Source organism: Novosphingobium sp. AAP1 (assembly GCF_001295765.1).
GTDB lineage: Bacteria > Pseudomonadota > Alphaproteobacteria > Sphingomonadales > Sphingomonadaceae > Novosphingobium > Novosphingobium capsulatum.
The window spans coordinates 1-22,239 of the sequence record NZ_LJHO01000010.1; the positions used below are offsets into that span (position 1 = coordinate 1).

Genomic DNA, 22,239 nt, shown 5'->3' on the forward strand with positions numbered 1-22,239 from the left:
AGAAGTGCCACCCGGTTCGCGTGATCCAGATGTCAGGTTGTAGATGTCGTTGCGATGGACCGCCTGGGGCAATAACCATGCTGCGGACATGCTTTGAGAAAACTTGTACAGAGGAATGCTTGCGGGTGACTTCTGCTCAATGGGGTCCTGCATCGCCTCGGGCGGATCGACCGCAAGTTTATCGAGGAATTGCGCATTGATGGGCGCCTTCCTTGCCGGGGGAGCGGGCATCCGGCCTATTGCGCGTCCTTGGGGAACCAGAAAGCCTGGTGGCAGGCCTCGCATTGGCCATCCAGTTCGCCGGCCGCCTCATAGACGGTCTTGAGATCGCGGCGGTCGGCGGCCTTGCCGATGCCGTCGATCCGGCGGGCAAGGGCGATGGCATATTGGCGGAAACCGGCGGGATTGGCGTCGATGTGGCGCTGAATGTCGGCCGGTTTGGCGCCTCCGGGAGTCTGTTCGTCAAGGATTTGTTGATCGGCCTTGCGCACCACAAAACTCTCGGCCTCGCCCAGCCGGTTCAGCGAGGCCGATAGGTCCGTCAGAGCGGCGCGCAGCTTGATCCAGTCGGCAGGTTTCATCTTCTTGGCCGACGGATTGCCCTCATCGTCCAGCTTGGCATTGGTGATGTCCCATAGGACCTGTGCCTTAGCCGCAACGTGATCGTGCATCTCGCTATAGACCACCACCGGCCCCTTGGGCGCAGGCTTGACGGCGCCCTGCGTCAACACCGCCATCGGCACCAGCGCGGCCATTCCCAACAGTTTCCAATTTGCCATTCCTTCGATCCTTTCCTTACTTTTTGGGGTAGGCGCCTTAAAATTCCTTGCGGATGGTAAACCGGGCTGAGCGCCGCTCAAGTGGATGGGTCTGGAAACCTTCCACCCCTTCTGCGGGTTCTCCCTGCAGGCGCGAGGTGTAGTAATAGGTTGCCGATGCGCTGCGGCTGTTAAAGATGTTGAAGAGGCTGACCTGCGCCCTCCATCCGCCCGCCAGCGCATAGGTGACGTCGATGTTCCACTCGCTGTATCCCCCATCGCGCGGGTCGAGCTGCCCATCGACCAGCGAATGCGTGCCCAGCCGCCGCCATTGCAGCGAACCCGACCACGGCCCCAGACCGTTGACCAGCGCGCCCGCCGAATAGGTGAAATTGGGAGCGTCCGCGATATAGGGCTGGGCAATGCCAAAGGCCGCCAGATTGGCGCCACGATAGCGCGGCCGCGCAAAGGCCAGATCGCTGTTCAGCTCCAGCCAGTGAACCGGGCGGTATTGCGCGGAAATCTCGATGCCTTGACGGCGGCTGGGGGCTCCCGCCTCGTTCTGGCCGGTGTCGGCGTTATAGCGCAGTTCGGAGCCGAAATCCTGCTGGAAGGCGGCGATTTGCAGGCTGAGGTGCGGGATAAGGTTACTGCGCAGCCCGACCTCCATCCCCGTGGTCGAGGCGAGCAGCGGCGTGCCTCCCGCCGCCAGCGGCACGCCTTGCGTGGGCACCGTGCCGAACACGCCGCGCACGTCATTGGAGTGAAACCCGCGCCCCGTGCTGAAATAGAACTCGGTCTTCGCCCATGGGCCAAGGATCAGGCTGCCCTTGGGCTGCCACAGATATTGATGGCCCTGCCCATTGGTGCCGGTGACATAGCTGACATCGTCGGCCTGCATGTAATCCAGGCGAACGCCGCCCACCGTGCGCAGCCAACTGGCCCAGCGCAGCGTGGTTTGCATATAAGGCGAGAGCATCAGGATATGCACCCGGTCAGCGTTGCAATTGCCGTTGATGGCATTGTAGTAAAGGATGCCTCCTCCGTCCTGTTTCTGAAAGCAGTTGGACAGGATCGTGTCGCGCTTCTTCGTATGGCGGCGGTCGACCAGCGCGATATCGTGGCGGATCTGCACGCCCGACACCGTCTCGGTCTCCAGCCCCAGCACCTGCGCCTTGAGCGTATAGCTGGCTCGCCCGCCAAAAACGGTGCGCGCCTCATGCTGGGCCTGCTGGTCGCCGTTGACGGGGTCATAAAGGTAGTGGGTGAAATTGTTCCACAGCGTCATGGTCGAACGGATCGCATAGAGGCTGGCGGAAAACTGGCCCGGACCGATGGGTTTTTCGATATGGCCCGACAGGCTGTAACGTTGCGAACGGCTGTAATCGCTCGGGTCCAACGTGCCATAGGGGCTGATGATCCCCGCCTCGACGGCGCGCTGGGGCTGGTCGGTAGTCAGCCGCCCCTCGCTGGCGTAGACCATGGCGGTCAGGGTGAAGCCGTCTCTGGCGGTGCCCTGACTGTAGCGCAACACACCGTTGAGTTTGCGGAAATTCTGCCCCGGTTGCCAAGGGCCGTCATAATGGCTGATCTGAAACGCGCCCAGCAGCCGCTTGTCCTTGCCAAGGCGCAGCGTGGCCATGCCCTGAGCTTCCTGATAGCCATCGGTGCCCACAGTCGCGGCTATTTGCGCGGGGGCTTCATTCAGAAGCCGCGTGCGTGCGGACGCCACCGAGCCGAAATCACCTGCGCCCGCGTAATAGGGGCCTTTCGTATAATCGATCCCGGCCACGACCTGCGGGGTCAGAAAGCCCAGATCAGAATAGCCCTGACCATGGGCATTGGTGCCGCGATTGACCGGCATGTCGTCGATGAAATTGGCAAAATCGGTGCCATGGTCCAGCGCATAGCCCCGGATCAGATAATAGGGCGCCTTGCCCTCGCCCGAATGGGTGGTGACGACAAGGCCGGGGATACTCTCGAACAATTCCGCGGCGCGATAGATCGGGCGCAGGGCAATCTCCTGCTGACTGATCGAACCCTGACTGGCGGTTTCGGCCTTGCCGATCATCTCGCTGCGCGATGCGGTGACCATGATCGTGCGCTGCTCCTGGGCGGATGCCTTGCCCGCGATGGCCATCGTGCAGACACCTGTCAGCAGGAGGAGGCGCGATGCGGCGCAGGGGGCGGAAAGACGCAAGTTCATGACAGTGATCTCAAATCTCTGGGGGCAGCATCGCCGCGCCGCCAGAAGGCGCCGAGGATGATGGCCGATGCGGGGGCGGGGGGCAGGATCCGCCATGGCGGCATCTACCCCTCGAGTATTTCCAGCAGACGGCCGGACGCAAGTTCATTGACGTTGGTTGGACGTTACAGGGCGTTACGCGCGCGCCGAATGTTTTACTCTTTGGCGGAGAGCGCGTCAGGAATACAGACCAGGCGCGGCGCAGGCCGTGTCGGGTTCTTGCGTGACCACGCGCCTAGGCTCAGGACCCATTGATTGGATGGACGTGATGTGATTCAGGCTCCGGGAGGAGACTGAACATGAGCGACCTGTATTGGCTGACGGACGAGCAGATGGCGCGTCTGTCGCCCTATTCCCCCAAGAGCCATGGCAAGCCCCGGGTTGATGACCGTCGTGTGCTGAGCGGGATCATCTTCGTCAACCGCAACGGGCTGCGCTGGCGGGACGCACCCAGGGAATACGGTCCGCATAAGACATTGTATAACCGTTGGAAACGTTGGGACGAGATGGGCGTGTTCGCACGGATGATGGAGGGCCTATCCGCCCAGAGGGCCGAGCCCCAAACCGTCATGATTGATGCAACCTATCTCAAGGCTCACCGCACGGCGTCCAGTTTTGGGGTAAAAAAGGGGATGTCGGGCGCCTGATCGGACGGACCAAGGGCGGCATGAACACCAAGCTGCACGCCGTCACCGATGCCAATGGTCGCCCGTTGAGTTTCTTCATCACGGCGGGCCAGATCAGCGATTACACCGGCGCGGCAGCCCTACTCGATGATCTGCCCAAAGCGCAGTGGATGCTGGCCGACCGGGGCTATGAAGCCGAATGGTTCCTCGACGCGCTCGAGCAAAAGGGCATCAGCCCTGCATTCCGGGGCGGAAATCGCGTACCTTTCCAGTCAAATACGACAAGCGCCGATACAAACGACGCAATCGCATCGAGATCATGTTCGATCGTCTGAAGGGCTGGCGCCGCGTGGCTACCCGCTACGATCGCTGCCCAACGGTGTTCTTCTCCGCCCTCACGCTCGCTGCAATCGTGCTCTTTTGGCTGTGATCAACGAGTCCTGAGCCTAACAGCTGGAATGAGGGCGTGTAGCCGACGGGCGGCTTAGCGGTTAGACGGAGGGGCAGGTTTCGGCACACGCGGCCGTTCACTCGTTCCCTGTTAAACTGCGTGATGTGGTCGAATCCGACCGTGGTCCGACTGATTGCGATCAGCCGAGCGCTGCTTGCCCGAAGTTCGGTCGCAGCACCTTGCCGCCGTCGCGCAGACCATCGAGATAATCCGACCAGTGCTGCATCATACGCACTCGCTCTTCCCAATACTGCCCGCGCGTGGAGGCGCGGCGAACGGCGTTGGCTTCGACGTGGGCAAGCTGGCGCTCAATGGCATCGGCGTTCCAAAGTCCCATCTCGTTGAGCAGTGTTGCCGCCATGGCGCGAAAGCCGTGGGCGGTCATTTCGTCCTTGCCGTATCCCATGCGGCGTAGCGCTGCGTTGATGGTGTTGTCCGACATCGGCCGATTGGCCGAGCGCAACGAGGGGAAGAGGTAAGGGCTATAGGCGGCGTCGTGCTCGATCTCACGAATGATCGCGATGGCTTGCCTGGATAGCGGCACGGCATGCGGCCGGCGCATTTTCATCTTGTGCTCGGGGATCGTCCAAATCTTGCGGTCGAAATCGAACTCCTTCCATTCGGCATGGCGAAGCTCGCCGGGTCGAACAAAAACATGTGGCAACAGGCGCATGGCGATGCGCGTCTGCATGTCGCCTTCATAGTCCTCGATCGAGCGGAGGAGGGCTCCGGCCTCCTTGGGCGTCGTGATGGCAGCGCGGTGAACAACTTTGGGCGTGACCAGCGCGCCGCGCAGGTCCGCGCAGACGTCGCGCTCGGCGCGCGCGGTCGCGATGGCAAAGCGGAACACTTGGCTGCACGTCGTGCGCACGCTGGTGGCGGTGTAGAACTTTTTGGTGCGTTCGATCTTCTTGAGCGCCAGCAACACCTCGTGTGCTGAGATCTTGGAAATCGGCCGCCTGCCGATCCCCGGCATGACCAGCCCCAACTGCCATTCGTACTTCTTAATCGAAGCAGCGGCGCGCTCCTCGAGCCGGACCTTCTCCAGCCATTCGTCGGACACCGCCTTGAAGGTGTTCGACGCCGCTACCGAATCTGCAATCTTGTTGAGCTTGGCCTGCTCTACCGGGTCGATGCCATCAGCCAGCAGGCGGCGAGCTTGCAGCAGACGTTCCCGTGCATCTGCCAGCAGCACCTCGGGATAGCGACCGAAGGTGATCGTGCGCTGGAAGTCGTGGAAGCGGTAGTTCATCCGCCAGTAGCGGGTTCCACTCGGCTTCACGAGGAGGTAGAGTCCGTCCCGGTCAGACAGCTTGTACGGCTTGTCTTTGGGCTTGGCGCGCGCGACAGATGCCGCCGTAAGCCCTGATTTTCCTGCTTTTTCGGCCATGTTGATGGACCTCCGACAGCGCAAATTGGCCGCAGGTCCATCAAGTGATCCATCACTCGTCTGAGATTGAGTGGAACATGTCCGGAACTGCCCGGAAATTATACCACCAAAAAACCGCAGAAAACAGCCACTTATGAGGCGTGCTGGCACCCCTTGAGAGGAGGCTCTGGAGCGGGTGAAGGGAATCGAACCCTCGTATTCAGCTTGGGAAGCTGCTGCTCTACCATTGAGCTACACCCGCTCGGGTGCGGCGCGATTGCCACAGGGGGGCGGGGCGGTCAACCGTCTTGTTTGGCGCCTGCGGCAAGGTCGGGCAGGGTCTGCGGGGTCAGCACCTGGGGCAGCTTGGTGGGGGTTGAGGCGCCCGGCGCATACCACAGGTAGAGCGGCACGCCCGCCGCGCCCTGGGCTGTCAGGAAGGTGGTGATCGCCGGGTCGGCCCGCGTCCAATCGCCCACGATCACCTGCACCCCGGCCTTGGCAAAGGCCTTGGCGGTCGTGTCGCGATCAATCGCGACGCTTTCGTTGACCTTGCACGACAGGCACCAGTCTGCGGTGAAATAGAGGAACACCGGCGTGCCGCTGGCGCGCGCGCGGTCGAGCGCGGCCTGGCTGAACGGTTGCGCGCCGGGCAGGCCTTCACCTTGCGTTGTGGGCTTTGCGGCAAGCCGTGGGGCACCGAGCAGGGCGGCAGCGATGAGCGCGATCGCGAGCGGCGCCAGCCAAGCCAGCACGGTGCGGCCCTGGCGCCGCTGCCGTTCGGCCACGACCAGCACGATCAGAAGCGCCACGGCGAGGGCGAGCGCCGCGCCCATCAGGCCAAGGCCACCCTGGCGCCAGGCCAGCCACAGCAGCGCCGCTACCGTCAGCCCCATCGGCACGGCCATGGCGCGGCGGAAGCGGTCCATCCACGGGCCGGGGCGCGGCAGGATGCGGCGCAGCGGCGGCACGAAGCCGATCAGCAGGAATGGCAGCGCCAGGCCCAGGCCCAGCGCCGCAAACACGGCGAGCCCCGCCACTGGCGGCAGTACCAGCGCCACGCCCATGGCGGCGGCCATGAACGGGCCCGTGCACGGCGTCGCCACGAAGGCCGCCAGCAGCCCGGTGCCAAAGGCGCCGCCCACCGTGCCGGCACTGGCGCCGCTGCGCGAGACAGACAGGCCCGGCAGTTCATAGAGCCCGGCAAAGTTTGCCGTGATCGCCATCGCCAGCAAGACTAACAAGGCCACCACGCCCGGGTTTTGCAACTGGAATGCCCAGCCCACCTGCGCCCCGCCGGCGCGCAAGGCCAGCAGTGCCGCGCCCAGCGCGAGGCATGCCAGGATCACCCCGGCGCTATAGGCCAGCCCTTCGGCCTGGGCATGCCGGCTGTTGCCACGTGCCAGCGCCATGGCCTTGAGGCTGAGGATCGGAAACACGCAGGGCATGATGTTGAGCACCAGCCCGCCGGCCAAGGCGCCGAGCATGGCCAGCACCAGCGTGCGCCACGAAAACGCGGTCTGTCCGCTGCCCCCGATCGGCGTGCCGCCCTTGGGCACCGCGCCGGGCACGGCCGTGATCGCCAGACCGCCAGCGCCAGGGCCCAGCGCCAGCACGCCGGAAATGCTTTGCGGGTGTTCGGCCATGGCGCCCTTGGCCCGCGCCAGGGTGACGATCAGCCAATCGCCCTGCCGGGCAAAGGCCTGGGGCGCGGCATAATCGATCACGCCCTGGCCAGCGATGAAGAAGTGCGGATCGGCAATGCGCGCGGTGGCGGGGAAGGGGATGGCGAGCGCGAGGCCGGGGGGCGTTGCCTCAAACTTCCCCTGCTGATCGAGCCGCGCCGGCAGGGCGGCGCGCCACGCGGCAAAGCGGGCGTCGTTGGGGCCATCGCCCACGGCGATCGTGCCCATCAGGCTGGCGCGTTCGGGCACGCAGATCTGGTTGGTGCAGGCCAGCCATTGCGCCTTGGCGCTGATCGGCAGGGTGCTGCCCGGCCGCGCATCGGCCGGCACCGTCACCGGCACCAGGACGGCATAGGCCTTTTCATAGACGTGGTTCATCAGGCCCTGCAGGATCAGGGTCTGCGGCACGGGAAACTGCAGGTCGCCGGCTTTGGCCCCGGCCGGCAGGCTCCAGTCGAGCGACAGCGGCAGGCCAGCGTCGCCCGGATTGGTCCAATAGCCGTGCCAGCCCGCCTCTGGCTGCATCAGCACGGCCATGGTCACGGTCTGGCCCGGTTGGGCGGGCCCCTCCGCCAGCAGCGTGGCGCGGATATGCGGGGCGCTGCCGCTTTCGTTCTGGGCCTGGAGCGGCTGGGCGCCGAGCAGGGCCATCGGCAAGAGCCACAAGACTGCAACAATTGCGCGCAATGGCGGGGTCAGTTGCGCCAGGGCGCCCGTCATGCTCTTCCAGAATCGCTGCAACAGGGGCACACGCTCTCCGTTTCCGGCGCGAAAGATCAGTCTAACGCCCGCGCGATGTAAGGCACATGGCCGGCGCCGTCCAGAACGCCTCTTGGTGAATACCCCAAGGGCGGGATGGACAAGGCAGGCGGCATTCCGTTGAGGTAACTTCATGCGAAACAAACCGGTCCTGACATCCGCCCTGATCACCCTTGCGGCAACCCTGGCGATGGCGCCCGCCACGTCCATCGCCGCGCCAGCCGCGCCGCAGCCTGTTGCCGCTGCGCCGGCACCCAGTTCCGCCGTCACCACGCCGCCGCGCCTGGTGATCGCGCTGGCGATGGACCAGTTCTCGGCCGATCTGTTTGCCGAATATCGCAGCCACTTCACCGGCGGCCTGGCGCGGCTGGCCAGCGGGGCGGTGTTCCCGGCCGGCTATCAAAGCCATGCCGCCACCGAAACCTGCCCGGGCCATTCCACCCTGCTCACCGGCAATCGCCCGGCCCACACCGGCATCATCGCCAACACCTGGATCGATCAATCCGCCGCGCGGGCCAAGAAAGAGGTCTATTGCGCCGAGGATGAAACCCGCGCTGCCGCCGATTCCAAGGATTATGTCGCCAGCGTCGGCCATCTTCTGGTGCCCACCCTGGGCGAGCGGATGAAGCAGCAGTGGCCGGCCGCGCGCAACGTGGCGGTTTCGGGCAAGGACCGTGCCGCCCTGATGATGGGCGGCCATGTGATTGACCAGGTGTGGTGGTGGAAGAACAACGGCTTCGTCACGCTCGATGGCCGGGCCGGCATTCCTGCCGCCGCGCAGGAAAATGCCACCGTGGCCAAGCTCCTCGCCAAGGGCGCCCCGGCGCTGCCGCTGCCGGCGTTCTGCGCGGCGCGCGAAGGCGCGGTGCAGGCTGGCAGCGCAACGGTCGGCACTGGGCATTTCGCCCTGGCGGCGGGTGATACCATGGCCTTCCGCGCCTCGCCCCGCCTCGATCAGGCGACGCTCGATCTCGCGCTCAAGCTGGTGGACGCGATGAAGCTGGGCAAGGGCCCGGCGCCCGACATGCTCGCCGTCAGCCTCTCGGCAACCGATTACGTGGGCCACGGCACCGGCACGCAAGGGCCGGAAATGTGCATCCAACTGGCCACTGTCGACCAGGCGCTGGGCGCGTTCTTTGCCGCACTCGATGCACGCGGCATCGATTATGGCGTGGTGCTCTCGGCCGACCATGGCGGCTTTGACCTGCCCGAGCGGCAGAACCGCGAGGCGATGCCCCAAGTGGCCCGCGCCGAAATGGCGCTTTCGCCCAAGGCCTTGAGCGAAAAGGTGGCGGCCAAGCTCGGCCTGCCGGCCAAGGGCCTGATCCTGGGCGATGGCACTGCCGGCGATTTCTGGGTCGATGCCGCGCTGCCCGATGCGGAAAAGACCACCGTGGTGGAAACTGCCCGTGCCATCCTGCTGGCCCACCCGCAGGTCGCCGCCGTGTTCACCGCCCCCGAAATCGCCGCCACGCCGATGCCATCGGGCTCGCCCGAAACCTGGAGCCTGATTCAGCGCGCCCGCGCCTCGTTCTATGGCCCGCGCTCGGGCGATTTCGTGGTGATGCTCAAGCGCGGTGTCATGGCGCTGCCGCAACCGGGGCCGGGCTATGTCGCCACCCATGGTTCGCCGTGGGATTATGACCGCCGCGTGCCGATCCTGTTCTGGCGCAAGGGCATGACTGGCTTTGAACAGCCTTCGCCCGTTGAAACAGTGGACATTGCCCCCACCCTTTCGGCATGGATCAATTTGCCGGCGCCGCAAGGCGCCTATGACGGTCGCTGCCTTGATCTCGATCCGGGGCCGGGCAGTACCTGTGGAGTGAAGTGATGAACGACGTGGCGGCAGAGCAGGCCCTTTCGGGCGACGTGGTGATCCTGGGCGGCGGCCTTGTCGGCATGACGCTGGCGATCGGCCTCGCCAAGCAGGGCCTGTCCAGCCTGGTGGTCGATTCCTCCGATCCGGCGGCGCAAACCGCCGCCGGGTTCGACGGGCGCGCCTCGGCCATCTCTACCGCCAGCTGGAACCTCTATACCAACCTCGGCATGGCCGACGCGCTGGCTCCCAAGGGCTGCCCGATCGATGCCATCGCCGTGACCGACAGCATGAAGCCCGGCCGCATCGATTTCCGCCCCGGCGCGGAAGAGGGCTCGCTGGGCCGCATGTATGCCAACCGCGATCTGCGCATGGCGATGTACGATGCTGCCGCGCGGGAAAGCCTGATCACTTTCCTGCCCAATGCCCAGGTTGCCACGCGCGAACGCGGCGATCATGGCGTGGCCGTTACCCTCGCCGATGGCCGCCTGCTCAAGGGCAGCCTGCTGGTCGCCGCCGAAGGGCGCCGCAGCCCCACGCGCGATGAAGCAGGCTTTACCCCGGCACGCTGGGACTATGGCCATCGCGCCATCATCGCCGGGCTGACCCACGAACGCAGCCACGAGAACACTGCCTGGGAAATCTTCTATCCCGCCGGCCCCTTTGCCCTGCTGCCGCTGTTGGACGAAGCCGATGGCACGCACCGCAGCGCGCTGGTGTGGACCGTGGCGGAAAAGGACGCGGCCGGGGTTCTCGCCCTGGGCGAAGCTGCCTTCCTGGCCGAGGTGGACAAGCGCATGGGCGGCGTGTTCGGCAAGATCGCGCTCAACGGCCCGCGCTCGTCCTATCCGCTCAATTTCCACCACACCGCCAAAATCGTCGATCATCGCCTCGCGCTGGTGGGCGATGCCGCGCACGGCATGCATCCGATCGCCGGCCAGGGCCTCAACGTGGGGCTGCGCGATGTTGCCGCGCTGGTAGAGGTCTTGGCCGACGGTGCGCGGCTGGGTCTGGAGCCGGGCGACGCGCAGTTGCTCGCACGCTATGAACGCTGGCGCGCCGCCGATACCTTCATGGTTGCGGCTGCCACGGACGTGCTCACCCGCCTGTTCGGCCTGCGCGGGCGCCTGCCCAGCATGGTACGCCGCTTCGGTATGGCCGGCGTGCAGCGCCTGCCCACGCTCAAGCGCTGGTTCATGGATGAGGCGCGCGGCATGAGTGGCAAGCTGCCAGACCTGCTCAAGGCCTGAGCCACAGCGGCCTGTTCAGCCCGCCCTGGCTGCGCGTCGGGGCGGGCTTGCCCTATCATCGGTGCGCGGTTCGGTCCAAGCGGCTCCAATTCTGATATATTCCTTAAGCGCGGCCCCTTATCCGGCGCTTAAGATTCGCCCTATAAAGCGCTCCGTCATGACCCAGCGCGCGCTCAAAACCATCCTCCTCGTGTTCGGCACCCGGCCCGAGGCCATCAAGATGTTTCCCGTGGTGCACGCCCTGCGCGCCGATCCGCGCTTTCGCGTGGTCACCTGCGTCACCGCGCAGCATCGCGGCATGCTGGACCAGGTGCTGGCGATTGCCGGCATCACCCCCGATCACGATCTCGATCTGATGCGCCCCAACCAGACGCTCGACGGGCTCACCGCCGCGCTATTGACCGAAATCGGCAAGGTAATGGACGCGGAAAAGCCCGATTGGGTCGTGGTTCAGGGCGATACGGCCACGGCTATGGCGGGGGCCCTGGCGGCCTATTATCGCAAGATCGCGGTGGCCCATGTCGAGGCTGGCCTGCGCAGTCACAATATCTATCACCCCTGGCCCGAAGAGGTGAACCGCAAGATCATCGGCACCATCGCCGCGCTGCATTTTGCGCCCACGCCCACGGCCGCCGACGCGCTGCGCGCCGAAAATGTCGACTCCGCCACGATCCACGTCACCGGCAACACCGTGATCGATGCGCTGCACTGGGTCACCGCCAGGATCGCGGCAGAGCCGGAACTGGCCGGCGGCCTCGCTGCCCTCGAAAGCCGCTTTGCCGGCAAGCGCCTGATCGGCGTGACCAGCCACCGCCGCGAAAACTTCGGCGGCGGGCTCGAGGCAATTGCCCAGGCGATCCGCACCCTGGCGGCCCGGCCCGACGTTGCCCTGATTTTTCCCGTGCACCCCAACCCCAACGTGCGCGCGGTGATGGATGCAGCGCTCGCCGGCTTGCCCAATGTCGCCCTTATCGAGCCGCTCGATTATCCCCATTTCGCCCGCCTCCTGGCGATCAGCGAGATCATGCTGACCGACAGCGGCGGCGTGCAGGAAGAAGCCCCGGCGCTGGGCAAGCCCGTGCTGGTGATGCGCGAAACCACCGAGCGGCCCGAAGGCGTCGCTGCTGGCACTGCCCGCCTGGTGGGCATCGATGCTGCGCGCATCGTGGCCGAGGCCAGCGCCCTACTCGACGATCCCGCCGCCTACGCCGCGATGGCCCGCGCCCACAGCCCCTTTGGCGACGGCCACGCCGCCGTGCGCATTACGGCGTTGCTGGCGGGGTCGGGGCCGCCAAAGATATAGTGTTGGTCGCAACGCTCGCGGGCTGTGATGTTTAATATCTACCCCTATTTCCGCCGCTTGCGCCACAGCAGCACGCCGGCCGCCGGCACGGCCAGGGCGGCAGCGGCCAGCGCGGCAACCTTGGCGGCGGCCAGGGCAATTCCCGAAAGTAGGAACAGCACGATTTCCAGTGTGGCTTTCAACATGGGCGGGGCAAGCGATGCTGCATCCCGTGGCAACGGGGGAAGGGCGCAGACTGTGCCCAACAAACCTGAAACTGCCACGCGAACATCAAAAACCCCGCCTCCTTCCGGCTGGGGATACCGGAAAAAGGCGGGGCGGTAAGCTTGAAAGCGGCAGGTAAAGGGGATGGTGCCGCTTTCTTGCCAACCTTGTCAGGCCACTAGGTCGAAACGATCGGCGTCCATCACCTTGGCCCAGGCCGCCACAAACGCGTCAACGAACGGCTTTTCCGCATCATCCGTGGCATAGGCTTCGGCCAGGGCGCGCAGTTCTGAGTTGGCCCCAAAGATCAGGTCCACCCGCGTGGCGCTATGCCGGGGTTCGCCGGTCTTGCGGTCGAACGCAGTGAACACGCCATCCCCGGTTTCCTGCCAGCGCATGGCCGTGGTGGCCGCCAGCAGGTTGCGGAAGAAGTCATTGGTCAGCAGCCCCACGCGATCGGTGAACTGGCCCAGCTTGCTGCCGCCATGGTTGGCGCCCAGCACGCGCAGCCCGCCGACCAGGACGGTCATCTCGGGCGCGGTCAGGCCCAGCAGTTGCGCGCGATCTACCAGCAGTTCTTCCTGGCTGCGACGATGCTTGCCTGCGGCATAGTTGCGAAAGCCGTCATGCCGGGGTTCCAGCACGGCAAAGCTGGCCGCATCGGTCTGGGCATCGCTGGCATCGGTGCGGCCCGGGGTGAACGGCACCACGACATAGTGCCCCGCCGCCCGCGCCGCCGCTTCCACGCCGGCATTGCCGGCCAGCACGATCAGATCTGACAGGCTCACCTTGCGGCCATCGCGGGCTTCGCCATCGAACGATGCCTTGATCGTGCGCAGCACGTCGAGCACGCGGGCGAGGTCAGCCGGCTCGTTCGCTGCCCAATCCTTTTGCGGTGCCAGGGCGATGCGCGCGCCATTGGCGCCGCCGCGCTTGTCGGACTGGCGGAAGGTGGAGGCGCTGGCCCACGCCGTCTTGACCAGGTCCGTCACCGAGAGACCGCTGTTGAGCACCCGTGCCTTGAGCGTGTCGATATCGGCTGCCGTCACCAGGGGATGATCCACCGCCGGCACCGGGTCCATCCAGATGCGCGGTGCTTCCGGCACGTCCTTGCCCAGATAGCGCGCCTGTGGCCCCATGTCGCGATGGGTCAGCTTGAACCACGCCTCGGTAAAGGCGCGGGCAAACTTGTCCGGGTTGGCGTGGAAGTCCCTGGAAATGGCGAGGTAGGCCGGATCGGTGATCAACGCGATATCGCTGGTGAACATCATCGGCTGGTGCCGGCGCGTGGCATCATGCGCATCCGGCACCGTGCCCGCGCCAGCGTCGCCCTTGGGCTTCCACTGGTGTGCGCCCGCCGGGCTGACGGTCAATTCCCAGTCATAGCCGAACAGCGCATCGAAATAGCCGTTGTCCCAGGCGATCGGATTGGTCGTCCAGGCGCCTTCAAGGCCGCTGGTGATCGCATCCACGCCCGCGCCGCTGCCGTGCGTGCTGATCCAGCCCAGCCCCTGGGCCAGAATATCCGCGCCTTCCGGGGCGGCGCCGATCGCGGCCGCGTCACCTGCGCCATGGGCCTTGCCAAAGGTGTGGCCGCCGGCGATCAGCGCCACGGTTTCCTCGTCGTTCATCGCCATGCGGGCAAAGGTTTCGCGAATGTCGCGCGCCGAACCGAGCGGATCGGGTTCGCCATCGGGGCCTTCCGGGTTCACATAGATCAGGCCCATCTGGACGGCGGCCAGCGGCTCTTCCAGTTCGCGATCGCCGCTATAGCGGGCATCGGCCAGCCACTGGCTTTCCGAACCCCAATAGATATCGGCCTCGCTTTCCCACACGTCTTCACGGCCGCCGCCAAAGCCGACCGTGGGCAGGCCCATCGCTTCGAGCGCGCAATTGCCGGCCAGCACCATCAGGTCGGCCCAGCTCAGGCTGGCGCCATACTTCTGCTTCACCGGCCACAGCAGCAGGCGCGCCTTGTCGAGATTGACGTTGTCGGGCCAGGAATTGAGCGGGGCAAAGCGCTGCGTGCCCGAAGACGCGCCACCGCGCCCGTCAAACGTGCGATAGGTGCCCGCACTGTGCCAAGCCATGCGGATGAACAGCGGGCCATAGTGGCCATAATCGGCCGGCCACCACTCTTGCGACGTGGTCATCAGCGCGGCGATATCGGCCTTTACCGCATCGAGGTCGAGCCGGCCAAACGCCGCGCGATAGTCATGCCCATGGGGCATCGGATCGCTCAGGCGCGAGTGCTGGCGCAAGATGCCCAGGTCCAGCCGGTTGGGCCACCAGGTCTGGTTGGTCTGGCTCTGCGCGATCGCTGCGGCGCTGGCGCCTTCATGGAACGGGCACTTCGAGGGGGCGGACATGGCTTGGCTCTCCGTCAGGGGGAAATTCGTTGTCCGCAGCCATAACGAGCATGTTTTGATCGTCTAAATGGATTAAAGTGCCCAGAGTAAGTTGAAATGACGATTTATGGTTCCGCTTCCCCCTTGCCCGGCCGGTTCCGGCACCGTAAAGCGCGGGCACTTTCTTCATCGCAGACGGGGCGATTTTTCACACATGACGGCCACTCCCAAGACTTCCGCGCTAATGGCGCGCGGCGCTGCCTTTCTGGGCACCGAGCACGCGATCCTGTGCGGTGCGATGAGCTGGGTTTCGGAACGGAACCTGGTGGCCGCGATCAGCAATGCCGGCGGTTTTGGCGTGATAGCCTGCGGCGCGATGACGCCTGATCTGCTCGATGCCGAAATCACCGGCACCAAGGCGCTTACGGCCAAGCCGTTCGGCGTGAACCTGATCACCATGCACCCCCTGCTATTCGATCTGATCGCGGTGTGTGCAAAGCACGGCGTGGGCCATGTCGTGCTGGCCGGCGGCATCCCGCCCAAGGGCAGTGTCGAGGCGATCAAGGCGTTCGGCGCCAAGGTCATCGTCTTTGCCCCCACGATTGCGCTCGCCAAGAAGCTGTTCCGTTCGGGCGCCGATGCGCTGGTGATCGAGGGCAGCGAAGCAGGCGGCCATATCGGCCCGGTGTCCACCTCGGTGCTGGCGCAGGAATTCCTGCCCGCCCTGGCTGCCGATCACCTCGTCTTCGTGGCGGGCGGCATCGGCCGTGGCGAGGCGATTGCCTCCTACCTCGAAATGGGTGCGGCCGGCGTGCAATTGGGCACCCGCTTTGCCTGTGCCAGCGAATCGATCGCTCATCTCGCGTTCAAGGCGGCGTTCTTCCGCGGCAACGCGCGCGATGCGGTGGCCTCGGTCCAGGTCGATCCGCGCCTGCCGGTCATTCCGGTGCGCGCGCTCAAGAACAAGGGCACCGAGGAATTCACCGCCAAGCAGATCGAAGTGGCGCACAAGCTGGACGCCGGCGAACTCGACATGGCCGCCGCGCAGCTTGAAATCGAACATTTCTGGGCCGGCGCGCTGCGCCGCGCGGTAATCGATGGCGATGTGGAACGCGGCTCGGTCATGGCCGGCCAGTCGGTGGGCATGGTCACCAAGGAAGAGCCGGTGGCCACGATCATGGCCCAGCTGCTGGAAGAAAGCGAAGCTGCGCTGATGCGTCGCGGCTGAGGGCAGATGGCTGGGGCCGGGGGGATTTCATGACGCATCGCGCTTCGCTGAGCTTTGTCTTTGCCATCGTGCTGATCGATATGCTTGGCTTTGGCATCGTCATTCCGGTGTTTCCCGGGCTGATCATGCACTTGGCCCGCGTGTCGATAACCCAGGCGGCCGAATATGCTGGCTGGCTGGGCGCGGGCTATGCGGTAATGCAGTTCGTGTTCGCCCCGGTGATCGGCAACCTGTCCGATCGCTTTGGCCGGCGGCCGGTGCTGCTGGCGGCGGTCTTTGCCCTGGGCCTCGACTATCTGCTCCAGGCCTTTGCTCCGGCGATGAGCTGGCTGGTGGCCGGGCGCATCATTGCCGGCATCACCGGTGCCAGCTTCTCGGCCGCCTATGCCTATATCGCCGATGTCACCCCGCCGGAAAAGCGCGCGGCCAGCTTTGGCCTGATGGGCATGGCCTTTGGCATCGGCTTCGTTGCCGGGCCGGCGCTGGGCGGGTTGCTCGGCACGCTGGGGCCACGCGTGCCGTTCATGGCGGCGGGCGGGCTCAGCTTTGCCAATTTCCTGTTCGGGCTGTTCACCTTGCGGGAATCGCTCGACGCCGATCATCGCCGGCCATTCGACTGGCGCCGTGCCAATGCCCTTTCCAGCCTGCGCGCGCTGAAAGGGCAAAGCGCGCAAGTGCTGTGGTTCGTGGCGGCGCTGGGCGCATGGCAACTGGCAAACGTGGTCTATCCTGCGATCTGGACCTACATGGCGATTGCTGCCTATGGGTTTTCGACAAAGGCGGTTGGCCTCGCTCTCGCCGTCGTCGGATTGAGCGCCGCGCTGTTCCAGGGGCTGGGCATGCGCTATCTCTTGCCCCGGCTGGGGGAGCGGCGCGCGGTGATCATGGGCGTGGCCTCGCTCGCCACTTCTGCAGTGCTCTATTGCCTCGCGCACCAGGTCTGGCAGGTTTATCTCGCCATTGCGGTCGGCGCGTTCCAAGGCGCGGTGCAGCCTTCGATCTCGGCCATGAACAGCCGCGCGGTCGATGCGCGCAGCCAGGGCGAACTGCAAGGCGCGGTGCAGTCGATCGGCTCGATCGCCCAGATCATCGGCCCGCCGCTCTATGCGCAGACCCTGGCACGGTTCAGCGGCCCGGGCGCGCTGATCGATCTGCCCACCATGCCGATGCTGGTCGCCTCGGTCATCGCGCTGGCGGCGTTGGTGCTGTTCCTGAAAGGCGCCCGGCGTACCGCCTAAGGGCCGTTGCGACGGGCGGTCTAAGCGTCAGCTTTCCAGCTCGACGTCCCAGTAGAGCCAATCCCGCCAGCTTTCGTGCAAATGCCCAGGCGGAAAGGCGCGGCCCTTTTCCTGCAATTGCCATGTCGTGGGCCGGATCGGTTCTTCCATCAAGCGCATGTGCGCCTGGGCCGGGGTGCGGCCGCCCTTGGTCATGTTGCAGGGTGCGCAGGCGGTGGTGACGTTTTCCCAGGTGGTGCGCCCGCCCAGCCGGCGCGGGATCACGTGGTCGAACGTGAGGTTTTCCCCGCTACCGCAATACTGGCACACGAAGCGATCGCGCAGGAACAGGTTGAAGCGGGTGAAGGCGGGAAACTCGCTGGGCTTCACATATTGCCGCAGCGCGATCACCGAGGGAATCTTCATGTCCAGCGACGGGCTGTGCACCGCGCGGTCATAGGTGGCGATGATATCCACCCGTTCCAGGAACACCGCCTTGATCGCGGTTTGCCACGGCCACAGGCTGAGCGGGTAATAGCTGAGCGGCGTGTAATCTGCGTTGAGCACCAGCGCCGGGCAATTGTCGAGATGACGGTTGGATGCCAGCAAACGCGGCGTCGCGGCGCTATCGCCGCTATGGGGCCTGGCCGCAGCCGCCCGCTCGATCAGCGCCTGGTGAAGCATGCTCCGCTCGCGCTCCTGTGCCAAATCGGCTTCCGCCTCGCTCGGGGCGAGGCATGAAGGACAGGCATGACCGCTTCATGACGCATGGGCATAACGAACACCTTTGTGCTGTTCCGGTCAAGGCCCGGCTGCCGCACCAAAAGGGCAGCCGGACTTTATCCACAGCTTGTCAACACCCCGCCGATCACCGTGCGTAGGCGTTCACAAGGTCATAGAGATAGGCGCGTCCGGTCAGCAGCGACTTGACCTCGATCCGCTCGTTCAGGCCATGCACGCCATTGCCATCGGGGTTGCCCCAGGGGCCAGGCACGCCATAGGTCGGGATGCCCACGGCCTCCAGGAAGATGCCGTCGGTGGCCCCGGTGGACATGTCGGGCACCACCGGCACGGCGGGGAAATACTGCGCGGAAAGCTTTTCCATCGGGCCGATGATCTTGGGATCTAGCGCGGGCGCCTTGGCCAGCGGACGCTGGGGCGGCACCAGGCTCACCGTCACGCCAAGATCGGCTACGACCTTTTGCAGCGCGGTCTGGATTTCTTCTACCGAATGGCCGGGGAAGATGCGGCAGTTCACGTTGGCCCCGGCGCGCTGGGGCAGGGCATTGTTGGCGTGGCCGCCATCGAGCAGCGTGGCCACACAGGTGGTGCGCAGCTTGGAATGATAGGTGCGGTCGGTGTTCACCAGCTTTTCCGCCTCGGCAAAGGCTGGGCTGCCGATCGGGTTGCTGGCCAAGACCTGCATCGCCTTGCCCATGGCATCGCCGCGCGCCGCCCCGGCCTTGGCAAAGAAGGCGCGGGTGGTGTCGCTCATCTCGGTGGGAAATTCATGGTCGCGCAGCCGGGCGAGCGCATCGGCCAGCTCGTAAATGGCGTTCTCGCGCACAGGGATAGAGCTGTGGCCGCCAGGATTGCGGGTTTCCAGGCGATAGTTCTGCACCGCCTTTTCGCCCACCTGGATCGATTGGTTGACCAGCTTGCCGCCTTCCGACAGGCCCTTGCCATCGGTATCGCCGCCGCCGCCCTCTTTAAGGGCAAACTCGGCATCGATCAGGTCGCGCTTGTTCTGCGCCAGCCACTGCGCACCGTTGAACGCCCAGGTGGTTTCCTCGCCGCAGGTCAGCGCCATCTTGACCGTGCGCTTGAGCGGTTTGCCCGCCTTGAGGCGCACCATCGTATCGACCCAGATCGCCGCCATCGATTTGTCGTCGGCGGTGCCGCGGCCATAGAAATAGCCACCTTCCTCGATCAGGGTGAAAGGATCACGCTCCCAATCGGCGCGCTTGGCCTCCACCACGTCGAGATGGGCGAGCAGCAGGATCGGTTTGGCGGTTTTCAACGTGCCCGGCAGCACAGCAACCAGCCCGCCATCCTTGGGATGTTCGGGCGTGGAAAACAGCGTGAGCTGGCTGTCGGCATAACCAGCCGCTTTCAGGTGCGCGGCCATGCGCTCGGCCGCCAGGGTGCATGATCCGCTGCTGACCGTGGTATTGGTTTCGACCAGTTCCTTGTAGATGCCACGAAATTGCGCCTCCCCGGCGTCTGGCGCGGTGGGCGCGGCCTGGGCCGCAGTGGCGGTGGCCATCGCTGCCAGGGCGATGGTCGAGATGGCGCTGCGCGTGATCAAAGGATTGCCCCCTTTTCCTGTTCGTTGCGCGCACCATGCCGCATGGCGCCGCGCATGCAAGAGACTTGGCGCAGCCCGCCTTGGGCCTGTGTAAAACAGGGCCAATTCGCTTGGGTTTTGCGGGTAAAGTGCCTATGTGCAAAACTATGGCCAGCACCAACGAAAATACCCCGAACACCAACTCCTACGGCGCCGACTCGATCAAGGTCCTCAAGGGCCTGGATGCGGTTCGCAAGCGTCCCGGCATGTACATCGGCGATACCGACGATGGCTCGGGCCTGCATCACATGGTCTTCGAAGTGTCGGACAACGCCATCGACGAGGCATTGGCCGGTCATTGCGATCTTGTCCTGATCGAGCTGAACCCCGATGGTTCGGTCTCGGTCGAGGATAACGGACGCGGCATTCCCACCGGCATCCATGCCGAGGAAGGCGTTTCCGCCGCCGAAGTGATCATGACCCAGCTCCATGCGGGCGGGAAGTTCGAGAACACGTCTGACGACAACGCCTACAAGGTTTCGGGCGGCCTGCACGGCGTGGGCGTCTCGGTGGTCAATGCCCTGTCGGAATGGCTGGAGCTGACGATCTGGCGCGAAGGCCAGGAACACTGGATGAAGTTTGCCCATGGCGATGCCGTGGCGCCGCTCAAGGTTACCGGCCCGGCGCCGATGGCGGACAACGGCAAGCCCAAGAAGGGCACGCGCGTGACCTTTTCGGCCAGCCACGACACCTTCAAGAACGTGACCGAGTTCGATTTCGACAAGCTCGAGCACCGCTATCGCGAGCTTGCCTTCCTCAATTCGGGCGTGCGCATCCTGCTGCGTGACAAGCGCCATGAAGAGGTCAAGGAACACGATCTCTATTACGAGGGCGGCATTGCGGCCTTCGTGAAATACCTCGATCGCAACAAGCAGGCGCTGATCCCCGAACCGATCGCGATTTCGGCGATGCGCGACGGCATCGGCATCGACGTGTCGCTGGAATGGAACGACAGCTATTACGAAAACGTGCTGTGCTTCACCAACAACATCCCGCAGCGCGATGGCGGCACCCACCTGGCCGCGTTCCGCGCCGCGCTGACCCGCACGCTCAACGGCTATGCCGATCGCTCGGGCCTGCTCAAGAAGGAAAAGGTTTCGCTGTCGGGTGACGACATGCGCGAAGGGCTGACCGCGATCGTCTCGGTCAAGCTGCCCGATCCGAAGTTTTCCAGCCAGACCAAGGACAAGCTGGTCTCCTCCGAAGTGCGCCAGCCGCTTGAAAGCCTGATGGCCGACAAGATGAGCGAATGGCTGGAGGAAAACCCGGCCCACGCCAAGGCCGTGATCCTCAAGGTAATCGATGCGGCCGCCGCGCGTGAGGCCGCGCGCCGTGCCCGCGAACTGACCCGCCGCAAGGGCGCGATGGACATCGCCAGCCTGCCCGGCAAGCTCGCCGATTGCCAGGAGCGCGACGCCAGCAAGTGCGAACTGTTCCTGGTCGAAGGGGACTCGGCCGGTGGCAGCGCCAAGCAGGGCCGTGACCGCAAGACGCAGGCGATCCTGCCCTTGCGCGGCAAGATCCTCAACGTGGAGCGCGCGCGGTTCGACCGCATCATTTCCTCGCGCGAAGTGGGCACGCTGATCCAGGCGATGGGCACCGGCATCCGCGATGAATTCAACCTGGAAAAGCTGCGCTATCACAAGATCGTGATCATGACCGACGCCGACGTCGACGGCGCGCACATCCGCACGCTGCTGCTCACCTTCTTCCACCGCCAGATGCCCGACATCATCCGGGCCGGGCACCTCTTCATCGCCCAGCCGCCGCTCTACAAGGTCGCCAAGGGGCGCAGCGAAGTCTATCTCAAGGACAACGCCGCGCTCGATCGCTACCTGGTGGAGGCCGGCACGACGGGCCGCATCCTGGAAACCCAGGGTGGCGCGCGCGGCAGCCAGGAACTGGCCGAACTGGTCGACCATGCGCTGCGCCTGCGCAACCTGATGGCCTTCGTGCCGCGCCGCTACAACCCGGATATCGTGGAAGCGCTGGCGCTGGCCGGTGCGCTCGATCCCGATCTCTCGGCCGATGCCCGCATCGCCGCGCTTGCCAATGCCGCAAGCTGGCTGGATCGTGGCGATCCCGAGGCGCAGTGGGCGGCGCAGATGAGCGAAGACGGCGGCTATCACATCCAGCGCGCCTGGCGCGGGGTGACCGACCATCACATGATCGAGGCCGGCTTCCTGACCAGCGCCGAAGCGCGCAAGCTGGCCCGCCTCGCGGCCGAACACGCCGATGTCTATGCCGGTGTTGCCCGCCTGGTGCGCGCTGGCGCCGCGCCGGCCGAGCCGGAAAGCACGGGCGCCACCGATGGCGAGGAAGTCCCCGCCGCCGCGGCCCGGGCCGACAGCAAGGACGCCGGCATTACCCGGCCTTCGCAACTGCTCGAAGCGGTCATGGCCAATGGCCGCAAGGGCCTGTCGATCCAGCGCTACAAGGGCCTGGGTGAAATGAACGCCGAACAGCTGTGGGAAACCACGCTCGATCCGGAAGTCCGTTCGCTGCTCCAGGTCAAGGTGGAAGACGCCGACGTGACCGACGAGATCTTTACCCGCCTGATGGGCGACGTGGTCGAGCCGCGCCGCGATTTCATTCAGGAAAACGCCCTCAACGTGGCCAATCTGGACGTTTGA

General features: G+C 65.2%; 15 protein-coding genes, 1 tRNA gene and 1 pseudogene. 7 read left to right on the forward strand and 10 right to left on the reverse strand.

Features of this window, described 5'->3' with window-relative positions; all coding sequences use genetic code 11:
- From IP65_RS22000 to IP65_RS15975, 3 genes are all read right to left on the reverse strand, one after another.
- Positions 1 to 231, reverse strand: a 231-nt coding sequence (locus IP65_RS22000) for a hypothetical protein (protein ID WP_231627749.1), incomplete at its 3' end; no start/stop codon positions are given.
- Between the two features lie 5 nt (positions 232 to 236).
- Positions 237 to 755, reverse strand: coding sequence for a cytochrome c (locus IP65_RS15970; RefSeq protein ID WP_054132322.1), 519 nt, complete (start codon positions 753 to 755; stop codon positions 237 to 239).
- A 61-nt stretch (positions 756 to 816) separates the two neighbouring features.
- Positions 817 to 2,898, reverse strand: coding sequence for a TonB-dependent receptor (locus IP65_RS15975; RefSeq protein WP_054132323.1), 2,082 nt, complete (start codon positions 2,896 to 2,898; stop codon positions 817 to 819).
- A 404-nt stretch (positions 2,899 to 3,302) separates the two neighbouring features.
- Here IP65_RS15975 and IP65_RS20975 point away from each other — a divergent pair.
- Positions 3,303 to 4,059 (forward strand): annotated as a pseudogene (locus IP65_RS20975) (IS5 family transposase).
- 160 nt (positions 4,060 to 4,219) lie between these two features.
- On the opposite strand, the gene IP65_RS15990 reads toward IP65_RS20975, so the two are convergent.
- From IP65_RS15990 to IP65_RS16000, 3 genes are all read right to left on the reverse strand, one after another.
- A complete protein-coding gene (locus IP65_RS15990) occupies positions 4,220 to 5,470 on the reverse strand; it encodes an integrase arm-type DNA-binding domain-containing protein (protein ID WP_054132325.1) in 1,251 nt (416 codons plus the stop codon).
- A gap of 167 nt (positions 5,471 to 5,637) precedes the next feature.
- A tRNA-Gly gene (locus tag IP65_RS15995) sits at positions 5,638 to 5,711 on the reverse strand.
- Between the two features lie 37 nt (positions 5,712 to 5,748).
- Positions 5,749 to 7,785: a protein-disulfide reductase DsbD domain-containing protein gene (locus IP65_RS16000; RefSeq protein WP_231627750.1), complete on the reverse strand. Its 2,037-nt coding sequence runs from the start codon at positions 7,783 to 7,785 to the stop codon at positions 5,749 to 5,751.
- A 241-nt stretch (positions 7,786 to 8,026) separates the two neighbouring features.
- Here IP65_RS16000 and IP65_RS16005 point away from each other — a divergent pair, with 241 nt between their 5' ends.
- The 3 genes from IP65_RS16005 to wecB all read left to right on the forward strand — a co-directional run bounded on the left by IP65_RS16005 (position 8,027) and on the right by wecB (position 12,262).
- The gene (locus tag IP65_RS16005) at positions 8,027 to 9,724 is read left to right on the forward strand and encodes an alkaline phosphatase family protein (RefSeq protein ID WP_231627751.1); all 1,698 of its coding nucleotides are present in this window, start codon (positions 8,027 to 8,029) and stop codon (positions 9,722 to 9,724) included.
- The gene (locus IP65_RS16010; RefSeq protein WP_054132327.1) at positions 9,724 to 10,959 is read left to right on the forward strand and encodes a UbiH/UbiF/VisC/COQ6 family ubiquinone biosynthesis hydroxylase; all 1,236 of its coding nucleotides are present in this window, start codon (positions 9,724 to 9,726) and stop codon (positions 10,957 to 10,959) included. The genes IP65_RS16005 and IP65_RS16010 overlap by 1 nt, the downstream gene beginning before the upstream one ends.
- A 157-nt stretch (positions 10,960 to 11,116) precedes the next feature.
- The gene (wecB, locus tag IP65_RS16015; protein WP_054132328.1) at positions 11,117 to 12,262 is read left to right on the forward strand and encodes a non-hydrolyzing UDP-N-acetylglucosamine 2-epimerase; all 1,146 of its coding nucleotides are present in this window, start codon (positions 11,117 to 11,119) and stop codon (positions 12,260 to 12,262) included.
- 44 nt (positions 12,263 to 12,306) lie between these two features.
- On the opposite strand, the gene IP65_RS21420 is transcribed toward wecB, so the two are convergent.
- Positions 12,307 to 12,447 carry a hypothetical protein gene (locus IP65_RS21420; protein WP_156306658.1) on the reverse strand — a complete coding sequence of 47 codons (141 nt, stop codon included), beginning with the start codon at positions 12,445 to 12,447 and terminating at the stop codon, positions 12,307 to 12,309.
- A gap of 189 nt (positions 12,448 to 12,636) precedes the next feature.
- On the reverse strand, positions 12,637 to 14,835 hold the full coding sequence (katG, locus tag IP65_RS16020) for a catalase/peroxidase HPI (RefSeq protein ID WP_054132329.1): 2,199 nt from the start codon (positions 14,833 to 14,835) through the stop codon (positions 12,637 to 12,639).
- A 193-nt stretch (positions 14,836 to 15,028) separates the two neighbouring features.
- On the opposite strand from katG, the gene IP65_RS16025 reads away from it, so the two are divergent.
- Entirely contained in the window at positions 15,029 to 16,042 is a 1,014-nt protein-coding gene (locus tag IP65_RS16025; RefSeq protein WP_054132330.1) for a nitronate monooxygenase family protein, read from the forward strand.
- 29 nt (positions 16,043 to 16,071) lie between these two features.
- Positions 16,072 to 17,280, forward strand: a complete 1,209-nt coding sequence (locus tag IP65_RS16030) for an MFS transporter (protein WP_054132331.1) — start codon at positions 16,072 to 16,074, stop codon at positions 17,278 to 17,280.
- 27 nt (positions 17,281 to 17,307) lie between these two features.
- On the opposite strand, the gene IP65_RS16035 is transcribed toward IP65_RS16030, so the two are convergent.
- Positions 17,308 to 17,943: an HNH endonuclease gene (locus IP65_RS16035; RefSeq protein WP_022677941.1), complete on the reverse strand. Its 636-nt coding sequence runs from the start codon at positions 17,941 to 17,943 to the stop codon at positions 17,308 to 17,310.
- Between the two features lie 184 nt (positions 17,944 to 18,127).
- The gene (locus tag IP65_RS16040; protein WP_082350208.1) at positions 18,128 to 19,564 is read right to left on the reverse strand and encodes a M20/M25/M40 family metallo-hydrolase; all 1,437 of its coding nucleotides are present in this window, start codon (positions 19,562 to 19,564) and stop codon (positions 18,128 to 18,130) included.
- A 149-nt stretch (positions 19,565 to 19,713) separates the two neighbouring features.
- Between IP65_RS16040 and gyrB the strand changes: the two genes are divergently transcribed.
- A complete protein-coding gene (gene gyrB, locus IP65_RS16045) occupies positions 19,714 to 22,239 on the forward strand; it encodes a DNA topoisomerase (ATP-hydrolyzing) subunit B (RefSeq protein ID WP_054132332.1) in 2,526 nt (841 codons plus the stop codon).

Bases quoted from the DNA above. Each gene is read 5' to 3' on its own strand.
- IP65_RS15970 (WP_054132322.1), bottom strand. From the start codon at position 755: ATGGCCGCGCTGGTGCCGATGGCGGTGTTGACGCAGGGCGCCGTCAAG.
- IP65_RS16035 (WP_022677941.1), bottom strand. From the start codon at position 17,943: ATGCTTCACCAGGCGCTGATCGAGCGGGCGGCTGCGGCCAGGCCCCAT.
- gyrB (WP_054132332.1), top strand. From the start codon at position 19,714: ATGGCCAGCACCAACGAAAATACCCCGAACACCAACTCCTACGGCGCC.
- IP65_RS15990 (WP_054132325.1), bottom strand. From the start codon at position 5,470: ATGGCCGAAAAAGCAGGAAAATCAGGGCTTACGGCGGCATCTGTCGCG.
- wecB (WP_054132328.1), top strand. From the start codon at position 11,117: ATGACCCAGCGCGCGCTCAAAACCATCCTCCTCGTGTTCGGCACCCGG.
- IP65_RS16000 (WP_231627750.1), bottom strand. From the start codon at position 7,785: ATGGCCCTGCTCGGCGCCCAGCCGCTCCAGGCCCAGAACGAAAGCGGC.
- IP65_RS16005 (WP_231627751.1), top strand. From the start codon at position 8,027: ATGCGAAACAAACCGGTCCTGACATCCGCCCTGATCACCCTTGCGGCA.
- IP65_RS21420 (WP_156306658.1), bottom strand. From the start codon at position 12,447: ATGTTGAAAGCCACACTGGAAATCGTGCTGTTCCTACTTTCGGGAATT.
- IP65_RS16025 (WP_054132330.1), top strand. From the start codon at position 15,029: ATGACGGCCACTCCCAAGACTTCCGCGCTAATGGCGCGCGGCGCTGCC.
- IP65_RS16010 (WP_054132327.1), top strand. From the start codon at position 9,724: ATGAACGACGTGGCGGCAGAGCAGGCCCTTTCGGGCGACGTGGTGATC.
- IP65_RS16030 (WP_054132331.1), top strand. From the start codon at position 16,072: ATGACGCATCGCGCTTCGCTGAGCTTTGTCTTTGCCATCGTGCTGATC.
- IP65_RS15975 (WP_054132323.1), bottom strand. From the start codon at position 2,898: ATGGCCATCGCGGGCAAGGCATCCGCCCAGGAGCAGCGCACGATCATG.
- katG (WP_054132329.1), bottom strand. From the start codon at position 14,835: ATGTCCGCCCCCTCGAAGTGCCCGTTCCATGAAGGCGCCAGCGCCGCA.